This window comes from Pseudonocardia kunmingensis (assembly GCF_006716445.1).
Taxonomy (GTDB): domain Bacteria; phylum Actinomycetota; class Actinomycetes; order Mycobacteriales; family Pseudonocardiaceae; genus Pseudonocardia; species Pseudonocardia kunmingensis.
Window position 1 is genome coordinate 3,049,603 of record NZ_VFPA01000001.1, and the last position, 15,156, is coordinate 3,064,758.

Annotated in this window: 12 protein-coding genes, 2 tRNA genes and 1 pseudogene; 13 read left to right on the top strand and 2 right to left on the bottom strand. The window is 71.5% G+C overall.

Going from position 1 to position 15,156, the window contains the following annotated elements; genetic code table 11:
- The first annotated feature begins 353 nt into the window (after positions 1-353).
- The 11 genes from dnaA (at position 354) to FB558_RS14590 (ending at position 12,984) form a co-directional block, all read left to right on the top strand.
- Positions 354-1,961, top strand: coding sequence for a chromosomal replication initiator protein DnaA (gene dnaA / locus FB558_RS14545; protein ID WP_142052978.1), 1,608 nt, complete (start codon positions 354-356; stop codon positions 1,959-1,961).
- A gap of 745 nt (positions 1,962-2,706) precedes the next feature.
- Positions 2,707-3,867, top strand: coding sequence for a DNA polymerase III subunit beta (gene dnaN / locus FB558_RS14550; protein WP_142052980.1), 1,161 nt, complete (start codon positions 2,707-2,709; stop codon positions 3,865-3,867).
- Positions 3,868-3,930: 63 nt separating this feature from the next.
- Positions 3,931-4,878, top strand: coding sequence for a phosphogluconate dehydrogenase (NAD(+)-dependent, decarboxylating) (gnd, locus tag FB558_RS14555; protein WP_142052982.1), 948 nt, complete (start codon positions 3,931-3,933; stop codon positions 4,876-4,878).
- A 3-nt stretch (positions 4,879-4,881) separates the two neighbouring features.
- Positions 4,882-6,012 (top strand): DNA replication/repair protein RecF, encoded by a 1,131-nt coding sequence (recF, locus tag FB558_RS14560; RefSeq protein ID WP_142052984.1) that lies wholly within the window; start codon positions 4,882-4,884, stop codon positions 6,010-6,012.
- 153 nt (positions 6,013-6,165) lie between these two features.
- Positions 6,166-6,687, top strand: a complete 522-nt coding sequence (locus tag FB558_RS14565; RefSeq protein WP_142052986.1) for a DciA family protein — start codon at positions 6,166-6,168, stop codon at positions 6,685-6,687.
- Positions 6,688-6,956: 269 nt separating this feature from the next.
- The gene (gyrB, locus tag FB558_RS14570) at positions 6,957-8,936 is read left to right on the top strand and encodes a DNA topoisomerase (ATP-hydrolyzing) subunit B (protein WP_142052988.1); all 1,980 of its coding nucleotides are present in this window, start codon (positions 6,957-6,959) and stop codon (positions 8,934-8,936) included.
- Between the two features lie 39 nt (positions 8,937-8,975).
- Positions 8,976-11,477: a DNA gyrase subunit A gene (gyrA, locus tag FB558_RS14575; RefSeq protein WP_142052990.1), complete on the top strand. Its 2,502-nt coding sequence runs from the start codon at positions 8,976-8,978 to the stop codon at positions 11,475-11,477.
- 49 nt (positions 11,478-11,526) lie between these two features.
- Positions 11,527-12,564, top strand: coding sequence for a DUF3566 domain-containing protein (locus FB558_RS45680; RefSeq protein ID WP_425468004.1), 1,038 nt, complete (start codon positions 11,527-11,529; stop codon positions 12,562-12,564).
- Between the two features lie 62 nt (positions 12,565-12,626).
- Positions 12,627-12,700 (top strand) — tRNA-Ile (locus FB558_RS14585).
- A gap of 49 nt (positions 12,701-12,749) precedes the next feature.
- Positions 12,750-12,860: a DLW-39 family protein gene (locus tag FB558_RS43910; protein ID WP_211366403.1), complete on the top strand. Its 111-nt coding sequence runs from the start codon at positions 12,750-12,752 to the stop codon at positions 12,858-12,860.
- Positions 12,861-12,908: 48 nt separating this feature from the next.
- Positions 12,909-12,984 (top strand) — tRNA-Ala (locus FB558_RS14590).
- Positions 12,985-13,045: 61 nt separating this feature from the next.
- On the opposite strand, the gene FB558_RS14595 is transcribed toward FB558_RS14590, so the two are convergent.
- A complete protein-coding gene (locus FB558_RS14595) occupies positions 13,046-13,240 on the bottom strand; it encodes a hypothetical protein (protein ID WP_142052992.1) in 195 nt (64 codons plus the stop codon).
- A 164-nt stretch (positions 13,241-13,404) separates the two neighbouring features.
- Here FB558_RS14595 and FB558_RS14600 point away from each other — a divergent pair, with 164 nt between their 5' ends.
- Complete coding sequence (locus FB558_RS14600; RefSeq protein WP_142052994.1) at positions 13,405-13,638, top strand: hypothetical protein; 234 nt, start codon at positions 13,405-13,407, stop codon at positions 13,636-13,638.
- Between the two features lie 266 nt (positions 13,639-13,904).
- Positions 13,905-14,441, top strand: coding sequence for a pyridoxamine 5'-phosphate oxidase family protein (locus tag FB558_RS14605; protein ID WP_142052996.1), 537 nt, complete (start codon positions 13,905-13,907; stop codon positions 14,439-14,441).
- Positions 14,442-14,983: 542 nt separating this feature from the next.
- Here FB558_RS14605 and FB558_RS14615 read toward each other — a convergent pair.
- Positions 14,984-15,124 (bottom strand): annotated as a pseudogene (locus tag FB558_RS14615) (dihydrofolate reductase family protein); the annotation flags it as partial.
- Positions 15,125-15,156 lie beyond the last annotated feature (32 nt).

Below are 15,156 nucleotides of genomic sequence, written 5' to 3' on the forward strand. Positions count from 1 at the left end.
CCGCCCTCGGGGCAGCACTCGGCCCACGTCAAGCACGGGCACGGTTGGTTTCCAGGGTACGCAAGCCGCCGAGAGGGGGTCAAACCAGGTCCGCGCGCGACGCGGCCGCCGATCATCCCGATGCCCGATTGCGGGGCGACGCCGGGTTGTGGCAGGACCCCGTCGTTGTTAGCGTGCCTCCTCCACAGTTCGATCCGGGGGGATCGACGGACCAGCCGGCTGCACCGGGCCCGCGCGCGTCGACGCTGCGTGTCCGCGTACCGTCTTGCGCACAGGTGTGGACAAGTCTGGGGATGATCGGCCCGTCCGGGTCCGGTCCGTGCAGGACGACGACCGGAGGGGAGCGCAGACCGGTGGCCGACCAGCCAGGAGACCTGGGTCAGGTCTGGAACCGCGTCATCGCCGACCTCTCGGGCGCGTCGGCCGCCACGGGCGCCCAGTCGCTCTCCCCGCAGCAGCGCGCCTTCCTGCGGCTCACCCGGCCCCTCGGTCTGATCGACGGCACCGCACTGCTGGCGGCGCCCAGCGAGTTCGCCAAGGACGCCATCGAGCGGATCCTCCGGCGCCCGATCAGCGACGCCCTCGGCCGGCACCTGGGTGTCACCGTCAACCTCGCCGTCGTCGTCGACGCCTCCGCGGCGTCCGGTGGCACCGAGGTGCCCGACCCCCCGGGCGCGACGCCGCGGGCCGGTGCGGGTCCCGGTCCTCGCGCGGTCGCCGACGAGGAGCCCGCGCCCCTGCAGGCCGAGGCGGGCGCCGACGGCCACCCCACCGCGGACGGCGCGGCGCTGCCGAGCACGGGGCCGCTCACGACCGTCACCGACACCGCGGGGCCGCACACGAACGGCGGCGGCTCCGGCCGCGGGCCCGAGGTGTGGCCCACCTACTCCGGGCCACCGGCCGGCGAGCAGGTCACGCCGCGCTCGCAGACGAGGCTGAACGAGAAGTACCTCTTCGACACCTTCGTCATCGGCGCGTCCAACCGCTTCAGCCACGCCGCGGCCGTCGCGGTGGCCGAGGCGCCGGCGCGCGCGTACAACCCGCTCTTCATCTGGGGCGACTCCGGGCTGGGCAAGACCCACCTGCTGCACGCCGTCGGGCACTACGCGCAGCGGCTGTTCCCCGGCATGCGCGTGCGGTACGTCTCCACCGAGGAGTTCACGAACGACTTCATCAACTCGCTGCGCGACGACCGCAAGGTGGCGTTCCAGCGCCGCTACCGCGACGTCGACGTGCTGCTGGTGGACGACATCCAGTTCCTGGAGGGCAAGGAAGGCACCCAGGAGGAGTTCTTCCACACCTTCAACACCCTCCACAACGCCAACAAGCAGATCGTCGTCTCCTCCGACCGGCCCCCGAAGCGCCTCGAGACCCTCGAGGACCGGATGCGCACGCGGTTCGAGTGGGGCCTCATCACCGACATCCAGCCGCCCGAGCTGGAGACCCGCATCGCGATCCTGCGGAAGAAGGCGGCGCAGGACCGGCTCGCCGTCCCCGGCGACGTGCTGGAGTTCATCGCCGAGCGCATCGAGCGCAACATCCGCGAGCTCGAGGGCGCGCTCATCCGCGTCACGGCGTTCGCGTCGCTGAACCGGCAGCCGGTCGACACGCAGCTCGCCGAGATCGTGCTGCGCGACCTCATCCCCGACTCCGCGGCGTCCGAGATCACAGCGCCGACGATCATGGCCGTCACGGCCGAGTTCTTCGGCGTCACCATGGACGAGCTGTGCGGGCCGGGGAAGTCCAAGGCGCACGCCCAGCCCCGGCAGATCGCCATGTACCTGTGCCGCGAGCTCACCGACCTCTCGCTGCCGCGCATCGGGCAGACCTTCGGCGGCCGCGACCACACCACCGTCATGCACGCGGACAAGAAGATCCGCAACGAGATCGCCCAGCGCCGCAAGACCTTCGAGCAGGTCCAGGAGCTGACGGCGCGGATCAAGCAGCGCGCGCGCCACTGACCCTCGTGATCCGCATGACGAACGGCACTCTCGTCGGCTAGGTACCGACGAGAGTGCCGTTCGTCGGGTGAAGCGCCACGGACTCCCGCCCGCGCTTACCGGCCGCACGCCGATCGCTCCGCGTGCACGGTCGGCGTCGTGCCGTCACCACAACCGGTCACCGCCCGCTGTCACCCGTGTGCGGGTAGAGAGCTCTGTGGGTTGCCGGAGGGCGCTTCGGAGCCCGGATTCCGGTCGCCCTCCGTCCCCACCCGACCACTCTTCACCCACATCTGGGGACAACTCTGTGGATGGGCGCCACGCGGCCGGTGGACGGATCGTGTGCAATCCGTGGACAACCGGTGTTCAACGCGGGGACAGGTCGGCGTGATCGCGCTCCATCCACGGGGACGACGATCCCCCCACCGCGGCGCCCACCGGCCGGTCCACACCCCGACACGGCGGCTGACCTGCCGCGACAGCATCCATCCACACTGCGCACAGGCCCTGTTTCTACTGCTGGAGTTCTCTCTAGAGATCTCAAAGAAGAAAGAAGGGGGGTGGATGGTTCTCGACCGTGGCTCCCGGATCGGGTACCCCCTGGCCGGGATGACACCCGCGGTCGCGAGGCTCTACGGTGGTGCCCCCGGCCCGGGTCGTCCCGGCGCAGCCAGCACGGCGGCCGGGAGCACGCACCATCACGACACCGCCGGCCACGGAGCCGGCGGTCCAGCCGTCCCCACCGTCAGCGCGAGAGGTCCCCGCCATGAAGTTCCGGGTCGAACGCGACGTCCTGGCCGACGCGGCCGCCTGGGTGGCCCGCAGCCTCCCGGCCCGGCCGCCGGTCCCGGTCCTGGGCGGTGTCCTCATCGAGGCCACCAGCGGTCCGGACGGCGACCGGCTCACGGTCTCCGGTTTCGACTACGAGACCTCGGCCCGCGTCGAGCTCGACGCCACGATCGGCGACCCGGGCCGCGTCCTGGTGTCGGGGCGGTTGCTCGCCGACATCACGCGCGCGCTCCCGTCGAAGCCGGTCGACCTCGTCGTGGACGGCGCCCGCGCCACGATCAACTGCGGCAACAGCCGGTTCAGCCTGCCGACGATGCCGGTCGAGGACTACCCGCAGCTGCCGTCGATGCCGCAGCTCGCCGGCACGGTGGCGGCCGGGGAGCTCGCCGCGGCCGTCGCGCAGGTCGCCGTCGCCGCCGGCCGGGACGACACCCTGCCGATGCTCACCGGCATCCGGCTCGAGATCGAGGGTGAGCGCCTCACGCTCGCGGCCACCGACCGCTTCCGGCTCGCGGTGCGCGAGCTGGACTGGACCCCCGAGGACACCGCGCAGTCCAGCGCCGTGCTGATCCCGGCGCGCACGCTCGCCGAGGTGGCCAAGACGCTCGCCGGCGCGGGCACCGTCGAGATCGCGCTGTCCGCGGGCGACGGGATGCTCGGCATCACCGGGGGCGGCCGCCGCGCCACCACCCGGTTGCTCGACGCGGAGTTCCCGCGCTTCCGCCAGCTGATCCCGGCCGAGCACACGAGCGCGGCCGTCGTCGAGGTCGCCCCGCTCGTGGAGGCCATCAAGCGCGTCGCGCTCGTCACCGACCGGGTCGCCCAGGTGCGGCTGGAGTTCGCGGCGGACGGGCTGCGCCTCGCCGCGGGCGGCGACGACGTCGGCAGCGCCGAGGAGGAGCTGCCCTGCGAGCTCGACGGCGCACCGCTGATGATCGCGTTCAACCCCGGCTACCTGCTCGACGGCCTCGGCGCGTTGCACACCGACCGCGCCCAGCTGACGTTCACCACCCCGAACCGTCCCGCGTTGGTGCGACCAGTGCCGGCCCCGCCTGCGGAGGACGACGCCACGGAGGAGACTGCGGAACCGGTGCCGGGTTACCTGCACCTGCTGATGCCCGTCCGACTGCCCGGCTAGGCGGCCGCGCACGGGCCCAGTGCCAGCTCCCCGTCGACCGACACGACTCCAGGAGAGACAACCGTGCAACTGGGACTCATCGGGCTGGGCCGGATGGGCGGCAACATGCGGGACCGGTTGCGGTCCGCGGGCCACGAGGTCGTCGGGTACGACCCGCGCCCCGACGTGAGCGACGTCGAGTCGCTGGCCGCCCTCGCGAAGGCGCTCACCGCGCCGCGCGTGGTGTGGGTGATGGTCCCGTCCGGGGAGCCGACCCGCAGCACCGTGCGCGAGCTCGCCGACGTGCTCGAGGCGGGCGACCTCGTCATCGACGGGGGCAACTCGCGCTACACCGACGACGGTCCGAACGCCGCGCTGCTCGACGAGAAGGGGATCGGCTACCTGGACGTCGGGGTCTCGGGTGGCGTCTGGGGCAAGGCCAACGGCTACGGCCTCATGGCGGGCGGCGCCGCCGAGCACATCGAGCGCGCCATGCCGGTCTTCGACGCACTGCGACCGGAGGGGCCGCGCGAGGAGGGTTTCGTGCACGCCGGTCCGGTGGGCGCCGGGCACTTCTCGAAGATGGTCCACAACGGCATCGAGTACGGCCTGATGCAGGCCTACGCGGAGGGCTTCGAGCTGCTGTCCGCCGCCGAGCTGATCACCGACGTGCCGGGTGTGCTGCAGGCGTGGTCGCGGGGCACGGTGGTGCGGTCGTGGCTGCTGGACCTGCTGGTCGTGGCATTGAAGGAGGATGCGGGGCTCGCGGCGCTCGACGACTACGTCGAGGACTCCGGCGAGGGCCGCTGGACGATCGAGGAGGCCATCCAGCACGCCGTGCCGCTGCCGGTGATCTCGGCCGCGCTGTTCGCCCGGTTCGCCTCGCGCCAGGACAGCTCGCCCGCGATGCGGGCCGTGGCGGCGCTGCGCCAGCAGTTCGGCGGCCACGCGGTGCGCTCCGCCGCCGGCCCGGCCGGCACGCCCGGTGAGCATGCCGGCCCGACCTCGGGCACCGGCACCACCCAGAATTAGTCCGTGCACCTGCGCCGCCTCGCCGTCACCGACTTCCGCTCCTGGGAGGACGCCGAGCTCGACCTGGAGCCCGGTGTCACCGTCCTCGTCGGCCCGAACGGCGTGGGCAAGACCAACCTGGTGGAGGCGGCCGGGTACCTGGCCACGCTCGGCTCGCACCGCGTCGCCACGGATGCGCCGCTGGTCCGGCGCGGTGCGGAGCGGGCCGTCGTCCGCGGCGTCGTGGTGCACCACGGTCGCGAGCTCGCCGTCGAGCTCGAGATCGCGGCCGGCCGCGCCAACCGCGCGCGGGTGAACCGCGCGCCGGCAAAGCCGCGCGACGTGCTGGGGATCCTGCGCACGGTCCTGTTCGCACCGGAGGACCTCGCGCTCGTCCGCGGGGATCCGGGCGAGCGCCGCCGGTTCCTCGACGACCTGCTGGTGACGCGCTTCCCGCGCTTCGCCGCCGTCCGCTCCGACTACGACCGGGTGCTGCGGCAGCGCTCGGCCCTGCTCAAGACCGCACGCGGCGGCGGCGACCTGCGCACCCTCGACGTCTGGGACGGCCACCTCGCCCGCCACGGCGCCGCGCTCCTCGCGGGGCGGCTCGAGCTCGTCGCCGGCATCGCGCCGCTCGCGGTGGAGGCGTTCACCGAGGTCGCCCCGACCTCCGACGCGATCGCGCTCGGCTACCGCTCGAGCCTCGAGGGCGAGTTGCCATCACCGGCCGCAGAGCTGGAGCCCCTCCTGCTGGAGGCGCTCGCGCGGGTGCGCCGCCAGGAGGTGGAGCGCGGGGTGTGCCTCGTCGGCCCGCACCGCGACGACCTCGAGCTTCAGCTGGGGGAGGGGCCCGCGAAGGGGTACGCGAGCCACGGGGAGTCCTGGGCGATCGCGCTCGCCCTGCGGCTGGCGTCCTACCGGCTGCTGTGCGCGGACGATGTCGAACCGGTCCTGGTGCTCGACGACGTCTTCGCCGAGCTGGACGCGCGCCGGCGCAGCGCGCTCGCCGAGGTGGCGCGCCGTGCCGAGCAGGTGTTGATCACCGCGGCGGTTCCGGAGGACGTTCCCGAGGGTCTCGCCGGGGTCCGGTTCGCGGTGAGTGGGGGGAATGTCGAGCGGCTGGCGCAAGAGGCCACGTCAGGAGGCCGGCTGTGATCTCGGCCACCTGGGGACAAAGGTGTGGATACTGTGGATAACTCCGGTCGTCCTGGTGATGACGAGCAAAAACGACCGTCCGCCGCGCCCGGAAAGCCGTCCGGCGCACCCGATTCGGGCCCGCCTGTCCCCAACCCTGGGGATGGATCGGGGATGACCGCTGATCGCGGACGGGGTTCGGATCTCGCCCGCGAGGCGCTGCGGGCGGCCCGCGAGGCGTCGGCGGAACGGGCGGCGAAACGGACCGCGGAGATGCAGGGGCGCAAGCCGGTGAAGGCGCGCGGCCGGCGCAGGCGCTGGTCGGGTCCCGGCCCGGACGACCGGGACCCGCAGCCGTTCGGCCGCCTGGTGTCCCGGGTCGCGCTCGACCGCGGGTGGTCGCCCCGCCTCACCGACGCCACCGTCCTGGGCCGCTGGCACCAGCTCGTGGGTGCCGACATCGCCGACCACTGCACCCCGCTGTCGCTGCGCGACGGCGAGCTCGTGCTGCAGGCCGAGTCGACGGCGTGGGCCACGCAGCTGCGCACGTTGCAGCGCCAGCTGCTGGGCCGGCTCGCCGGCGCCGTCGGGCGTGACGTGGTGCGCCGGATCCGCGTGGTCGGCCCCTCCGGGCCCAGCTGGCGGCACGGTCCGCGGCACGTGCGTGGCCGCGGGCCCCGGGACACGTACGGCTGATGCGCGCGCGCCCTGCGCCGAATCAGGGCGACGTGATGCGGCCGCAGCCCGTTCGTCCCCCCGTGGCGGCCTCGCGGACCCGTCCTGGTTCCCGATCGGCTGCCTGCGGCGATCCTGGGGGTGTCCTAGCCGCGTTTCTGCGAGGGCGCCCCGGTATGATGGAGCTGTGTTCCCGGGCGCTCCCCGATCGCCCGGTCGAGAGGCTCTGACGCGGGGGCGCGCTCGTGCGCCCGCCATGGGCCGTCGTGTGGCGAGGAGACAGGCTGCCCGTGCCGGAGAAGAAGAACGCTTACAGCGCGTCGTCCATCACCGTTCTCGAGGGACTGGAGGCGGTCCGCAAGCGGCCCGGCATGTACATCGGGTCCACCGGTGAGCGGGGTCTGCACCACCTGATCTGGGAGGTGGTCGACAACGCCGTCGACGAGGCGATGGCGGGCCACGCCACGCGCGTCGACGTCACGCTGCAGGAGGACGGCGGCGTCAGGGTCGTCGACGACGGCCGCGGCATCCCGGTCGGCATGCACCCGGTGGAGAAGAAGCCCGCCGTCGAGATGGTGCTCACCATGCTGCACGCGGGCGGCAAGTTCGACAGCGACTCCTACGCGGTGTCGGGCGGCCTGCACGGCGTCGGCGTCTCGGTGGTCAACGCGCTGTCGGTCGCACTCGACGTCGAGATCCACACCGACGGTTTCGTGTGGCGCCAGCACTACGCCCGCTCGGTGCCCGGCCCCCTGCGCAAGGGGGAGCCCACGACGCACACCGGCTCCACGGTCACGTTCTGGCCCGACGGCGACATCTTCGAGACGCTCACGTTCAACATCGAGACGATCCGCCGCCGCCTGCAGGAGATGGCCTTCCTCAACAAGGGCCTCACCATCTGCCTGCGTGACGAGCGCAACGGCGACAGCGTGGACGCCGAGGAGCCCGACGCCGAGGGCTACGTGGCGAAGGTCAAGGAGTACGTCTTCCACTACCCGAACGGGCTCGAGGACTTCGTCGCGCACCTGAACAAGAGCAAGGACCCCATCCACAAGAAGCTCGTCTCCTACACCGCGGAGGCCGCCGGGCACGCGGTCGAGGTGGCGATGCAGTGGAACAACGGCTACACCGAGTCGGTCTACACGTTCGCCAACACGATCAACACCCATGAGGGCGGCACGCACGAGGAGGGCTTCCGCTCGGCGCTCACCACCACCGTCAACCGGTACGCGCGCGAGAAGAAGCTGCTCAAGGACAAGGACCCGGCCCTCTCGGGCGACGACATCCGCGAGGGTCTCGCCGCGATCGTCTCGGTCAAGGTGAAGGAGCCCCAGTTCGAGGGGCAGACCAAGACCAAGCTCGGCAACACCGAGGTCAAGTCGTTCGTGCAGCGGGTCAGCAACGAGTGGCTCGCCGACTGGTTCGAGCGCAACCCCACCGAGGCGCGCACCATCGTCAACAAGGCGGTGCAGTCCGCGCAGGCCCGCATGGCGGCGCGCAAGGCGCGCGAGCTGGTGCGCCGCAAGAGCGCGGGCGACATCGGCGGCCTGCCGGGCAAGCTCGCCGACTGCCGGTCCACCGACCCGTCGAAGTCCGAGGTCTACATCGTGGAGGGCGACTCCGCGGGCGGCTCGGCGAAGTCCGGCCGCGACTCGATGTTCCAGGCGATCCTGCCGATCCGCGGCAAGATCATCAACGTCGAGAAGGCCCGCCTCGACCGGGTGCTGAAGAACACCGAGGTCCAGTCGATCATCACGGCGCTGGGCACCGGCATCCACGACGAGTTCGACCTGTCGAAGCTGCGCTACCACAAGATCGTGCTGATGGCCGACGCCGACGTCGACGGCCAGCACATCCGCACCCTGCTGCTCACCCTGCTGTTCCGCTTCATGCGGCCACTGGTCGAGGCGGGGCACGTGTTCCTCGCGCAGCCGCCGCTCTACAAGATCAAGTGGGGCGGCCGCGGCGCGGTTCCGGAGTTCGCCTACTCCGACCGGGAGCGCGACGGCCTCATCGAGGCCGGCCGTCAGGCGGGCAAGAAGCTGCCCAAGGACGAGGGCGTGCAGCGCTACAAGGGCCTCGGCGAGATGAACGCCAAGGAGCTGTGGGAGACCACGATGGACCCGGCGCACCGGATCCTGCTGCAGGTCACGCTGGACGACGCCGCCACAGCCGACGAGCTGTTCTCGGTCCTCATGGGCGAGGACGTCGAGTCGCGCCGGTCGTTCATCACGCGCAACGCCAAGGACGTGCGGTTCCTGGACGTGTAGTCCCCGGCCGCGTCAGAACCGCACGAGCAGAGAAGGACCATGACCGACACCCTGGACCCCACGCTGCCGCCGCCTGGAGAGGGCGACCGGATGGAACCGGTCGACATCCAGCAGGAGATGCAGCGCTCCTACATCGAGTACGCCATGAGCGTGATCGTCGGCCGCGCGCTGCCGCTGGTCGAGGACGGGCTCAAGCCGGTGCACCGGCGCGTCCTCTACTCGATGGGGGAGAACGGCTTCCGCCCCGACCGCAGCTACGTCAAGTGCGCGCGCGTCGTCGGCGAGGTGATGGGTAACTACCACCCCCACGGCGACTCCGCGATCTACGACGCCCTCGTGCGGCTGGCCCAGCCGTGGGCGATGCGATACCCGCTGATCGACGGCCAGGGCAACTTCGGGTCCCGGGGCAACGACCCGGCGGCCGCCATGCGGTACACGGAGTGCCGGCTGACGCCGCTCGCCATGGCGATGCTGCAGGACATCGACGAGGACACCGTCGACTTCGCCGCCAACTACGACGGCAAGACGCAGGAGCCACTCGTCCTGCCGTCGCGGGTGCCGAACCTGCTGATCAACGGCAGCGTCGGCATCGCCGTCGGCATGGCCACCAACATCCCGCCGCACAACCTGCGCGAGGTCGGCGAGGGCGTCGTCTGGGCGTTGGACAACTGGGAGGCCACCGACGAGGAGCTCCTCGAGGCGCTGATCCAGCGCATCAAGGGTCCCGACTTCCCGACCGCGGGCCTCATCGTCGGCCGCGACGGCATCGAGCAGGCCTACCGCACGGGCCGCGGCTCGGTCCGGATGCGTGCGGTCGTGGAGGTCGAGGAGGACGCCAAGGGGCGCACCACCCTCGTCGTCACCGAGCTGCCCTACCAGGTCAACCCGGACAACCTCATCGAGTCGATCGCGCAGCAGCACCGCGACGGCAAGCTCACCGGCATCGCCGAGATCAACGACGAGTCGTCGGACCGCGTCGGCATGCGCATCGTGATCACGCTCAAGCGCGACGCCGTGGCCAAGGTCGTGCTCAACAACCTGTACAAGCACACCCAGCTCCAGCAGGGCTTCGGCGTCAACATGCTGACCATCGTCGACGGCGTGCCACGCACGCTGCGGCTCGACCAGATGGTCCGCAACTACGTGCGCCACCAGATCGAGGTCATCGTCCGGCGCACGCGGTACCGGTTGCGCAAGGCCGAGGAGCGGGCCCACATCCTGCGCGGCTACGTCAAGGCGCTCGACGCGCTCGACGAGGTCATCGCGCTGATCCGCGCGTCGGAGACCGTCGACATCGCCCGCCAGGGCCTGATCGACCTGCTCGACGTCGACGAGATCCAGGCGCAGGCCATCCTCGACATGCAGCTGCGGCGCCTCGCCGCGCTGGAGCGCCAGAAGATCATCGACGAGCTGGCCGAGATCGAGCGGACGATCGCCGACCTCGAGGACATCCTGGCCCGGCCGGAGCGCCAGCGCGCGATCGTGCGCGAGGAGCTCACCGAGATCGTCGAGAAGCACGGTGACGAGCGCCGCACGAGGATCGTGGCCGACGAGGGCGACGTCACCAACGAGGACCTCATCGCGGTCGAAGACGTCGTCGTGACGATCACCCAGACCGGCTACGCCAAGCGCACCAAGACCGACCTGTACCGGGCGCAGAAGCGCGGCGGCAAGGGCGTGCAGGGCGCGCAGCTGAAGCAGGACGACATCGTCGCCCACTTCTTCGTGTGCTCCACGCACGACTGGATGCTGTTCTTCACCAACAAGGGGCGCGTCTACCGGCTCAAGGCCTACGAGCTCCCGGAGGCCAACCGCAGCGCCCGCGGCCAGCACGTGGCGAACCTGCTCGCCTTCCAGCCCGACGAGCACATCGCCCAGGTCATGCAGATCAAGGACTACCAGGCCGCGCCGTATCTCGTCCTCGCGACGAGAACCGGTCTGGTGAAGAAGTCCCGGCTCACCGACTTCGACTCCAACCGCTCCGGCGGCCTGATCGGCATCAACCTGCGCGAGGACGACGAGCTCGTCGGTGCCGTGCTCTGCTCGGCCGACGACGACCTGCTGCTCGTCTCCGCAGAGGGGCAGTCGATCCGGTTCGCCGCGAGCGACGCCGCGCTGCGGCCGATGGGGCGCGCCACCTCGGGCGTACTGGGGATGCGGTTCAACGCCGGCGACCGGCTGCTGTCCCTCGCCGTCGTGCAGGACGACACTTTCGTCCTCGTCGCTACGGCCGGTGGGTACGCCAAGCGCACCCCGATCGAGGACTATCCGGTACAGGGTCGTGGCGGAAAGGGTGTTCTGACCCTCCAGTACGACCGTCGTCGTGGCACTCTGGTCGGCGCGCTCATCGTCGGGATCGACGACGAGCTGTACGCGATCACCTCGACCGGCGGGGTGATCCGCACATCGGCCCGCGAGGTCCGCAAGGCCGGCCGGCAGACGAAGGGGGTCCGCCTGATGAACCTCGGCGACAGCGCCACGCTCCTCGCGGTGGCCCGCAACGCCGAGGACGACGACGCGGACGACCAGGAATCGAGCTGACCGCGCGAGCCGCCCCACCCCACGAGGCCCCCGAGGAGACATTCACCTCGTGAACGACACGACGAGCACACCCGACGAGCCGGACGGCCGCGGGCGCGTGGCCACCGGTGAGCAGGCTGCGATCCCGCAACAGCAGGCCGCAGGCGCGCAGGGCGCGGCAGCGGACGTCGCCCCGGCGACGAACGGGTCGGCACCGGCGCGCGCCGACGGCAACGCCGAACCGGCGGCGGCCGCGCAGGCGGCCGACCCGGCGCCGGACCGGGGTGCCGGTCCGGCCGGGGGGAGCGCCGCGGTCGATCCGGCGGCGGCGACCGCCTCCGACCCCACCGGGTCGGAGGCGCCGACGGCGCAGCTCCGGCTGCCCTCGATGGGCTCCGCGGGCGCGGCGGCGGCGGACGCCGCCCCCGCACCGGAGGCCGCCTCCGCCCGTCCCTCACCCGCACCGCGCGCGCCCGAGCCCGAACCGGCTCCGGGGCCGGTTCCCGGACCGGGTCCGGAGGCGGCGGCCCCGCCGCCGTGGCACCGGATGCCGGGACGGGACACCGCGGAGCAACCGACGCAGCAGGTGGCCCCGGAGGCGCCGGCGAGCGGCGGCGGGCTGCTCGACGAGGGCCCCACCGCATTCCTCGAGCCGCCGTCGCGTCAGGAGGACACCACCCGCACGGACGGCGGCTCGGCGGCGGAGAGCGGGAGCTGGTCGTCCGTACGGTCGGTGCGCAACCGGCCGCCGCGGCAGGCCACGTTGCAGCTCAAGCGGTTCGACCCGTGGTCGGCGCTGAAGCTGGGGCTCGTGCTCGCCGTCGTGCTGTTCTTCATCTGGCTGGTGGCCGTCGGGGTGCTCTACGGCGCGCTCGACGGCATGGGCGTCTGGGATCGGCTCAACGGCACCTACGCCGACCTGGTCTCCGGTGACACCCCGACCGGGAGCCCGCTGATCAGCGCGGGCCGCGTGTTCGGCTTCGCGGCGGTGATCGGCGCGATCAACAGCCTGCTGTTCGCCGTGGCGGTCACGGTCGGCGCGTTCGTCTACAACGTGTCCGCCGACCTCGTCGGCGGCATCGAGGTCACCCTCTCCGAGCGGGACTGACGCGAGGGGGGATCCGGTTGGAAGCGGTCGGAGGCGCTGGGGTAGCCTCGTCTCCGCCGCAGGGGCCCATAGCTCAGTTGGTTAGAGCGCGTCGCTGATAACGACGAGGTCGCTGGTTCAAATCCAGCTGGGCCCACTCTCCGAGCTCCACCCATCCCTCCGGGACAGGCAGGACGTGATCTGACGTGAAGAAGCTTCTCGCCGTTGCCGTGGCCCTCGCTGCAGGCGCCTTCATCTTCTCCAAGGTGCGCGCCTCCCGCGAGACCGACCTGTGGCACGAGGCCACCAACAGCTGAACCGGGCCGCAGCGCCCGCGCTGTGCGGGTAGCGTCCCCGCTCAGCACGGGGACGTAGCTCAATTGGCAGAGCACCGCCTTTGCAAGGCGGGGGTTAGGGGTTCGATTCCCCTCGTCTCCACCAGCAGGAACGGCCCCTAGCGAGATCGCTCCGCCAGGGGCCGTGCCACGTACGTGCCACACCGTCACGTGCTTGTGCCCTTCGCAGTGCTCGCTCGTTGGCTCATCTTGGCGGCGATCTGCCGGTCTCGGCGGTCCGTCGAGTGCTGGTAGCGCATTGCGGCTCGCACGCTGCTGTGGCGCACCCGGCGCATGAGTTCCTTCGCGCCGGCATCCGTGATGTCGCCGCCCGCCACGACGGCCTGTGCGACCTGTCCCACCCGGGCACCCCCTCCGCGACGGTCGTGCTGGTCCGCCGACGCTGCGACGTCGTGGAGCCCTCCGCGACTACATCACCGCCATGCGCGAGCACCGCGACAGCCGCGATGGCTTCTAGGTCGCCAGCACCGACGAAGCCGCCGCCGATGAAGCGATCGTCGCCGAAGTGCCGGCGTCCGATGTCCGTGCGCTGGCTCTGCTCAGCGATGGCGCCAGCCGGGTAGCCGGCCGCTTCGCCCTCACCGACTGGCCCGGCATCATGCGCACCCTCGCAAACCACGGGCCCGCCGAACTCCTCAGCCAGAACCGCGCTGCCGAGCACGACGACCCCGACGGCTCCCGCTGGCCGCGGAGAAAGATCCACGACGATGCGACCGCCGCGTACGTCACAGGGCTCTAACCTGTGCACCGCGGACCGCTGATAGGCGCGGCACCCTGCCGATGCCCGCGTGTTCAGACTTTCCTTCCTTGTCCAAGGCGGCGCCTGCGGCGCCACCGCGAAGCCTGGGCGCCACGAGTACAGGCAGGGACAAGAACGGTGCCCTCGCCGGGCGGCAGGTCTCCGGGATGGCACCTTGATCACGCAGCACTGTCAGGGAGCGGGTGGCGAAACTCCAGGGCCGTTCATGTCCAGGTTCTGTCAGGGTTTCGCGTCATCCTGACGGCGTGTACGAAACCGAACCGGAGCTCCGGGACCTGCAGACCCTCATCGACGCCTCGCTCGGCCGGTCCACCGCGCACCTGCGGTCGATCATCAGCGGCGAGCGCAGCCTGACGGCCGAGCAGCTGACCCGGGTGCTCACCGGGATGTGCGTCCTCGTTCTGTCCACGGTCACCGCTAAGGGCGAGCCGCGCGTCAGCGCCGTCGACGGGCACTTCCTGCACGGGCGCTGGGTCTTCGGCACGGCCCGCGGCGCGGCGAAGGCACGCCACCTGCGGGTGCGACCGGCGGCCAGCGTGGCGCACGTGCGCGGCGAGGAGCTGGGGGTGTTCGTCCACGGCGAGGTCGAGGAGCTCGTCTCGGCCGACGGGTCCACCCATCCCGACTGGCCGCCGATCCACGAGTACATGCGCGGCTTCTACGGCGACTTCTACGGCGACACGTCGTCCGACTGGAACGACGTCGTCTACTACCGGCTGCGGCCGACCTGGATGGCGGCCTACACGACCGACCCGGCCCGCCTCCTCGCACAGGCGTCGTAGCTCGTCGGGCCGGGTGCACCCGGCCGAGGAAGTCGCGGGTCAGCGCGACGATCTCGTCGAGGTGCGTCTCGAGCGCCCAGTGCCCCGCGTCGAGCAGGTGCAGTTCGGCGTCGGGCAGGTCGCGCAGGTAGGCGCGCGCGGCGCCCTCGGGCATGTAGCCGCGGCCGGTGCTCGCGCAGGTAGGTCCTGTGGAATCGTGCCACGTACGTGCCACGTACGTGCCACAGGGGCCGGTCAGGCAGGGTCAACGACGGTACGCAAGGACCGTCGGCGACCAGCGCGGGAGGTTCCAGCCTAAGCGCGGTTCCACATTTGCAAGGCGGGGGTTAGGGGTTCGATTCCCCTCGTCTCCACCACACGTGTCCTGCGCTGATGCGGGTCCTGCGCTGTCGGACCACCGTGATGGCACTGTCAGCGCGGCTCTCCCTGCGCGGGTCCAGCACGCTGAGCACCGACGCGGCAACGCGAACACCAGACGCCCCGCCGGCAACGCCGGCGGGGCGTCTCGACCTGACCTCACGAGCCGGGCATGTTGCCCGTGCTCATCGCCTCGTCTCGTACCGGGTCAGCACTACACCGCCGGGGAACGTCCGCGTCTCCACCGGGTTCAGGTTCACCCAGCTGTCCAGCGCCGGGAAGAACGGCGTGCCGCCGCCCACCATGACCGGGCGGGTGGCCAGGGCAGCGGGGCTCGTGGCCGAATCTGTCAAGACTG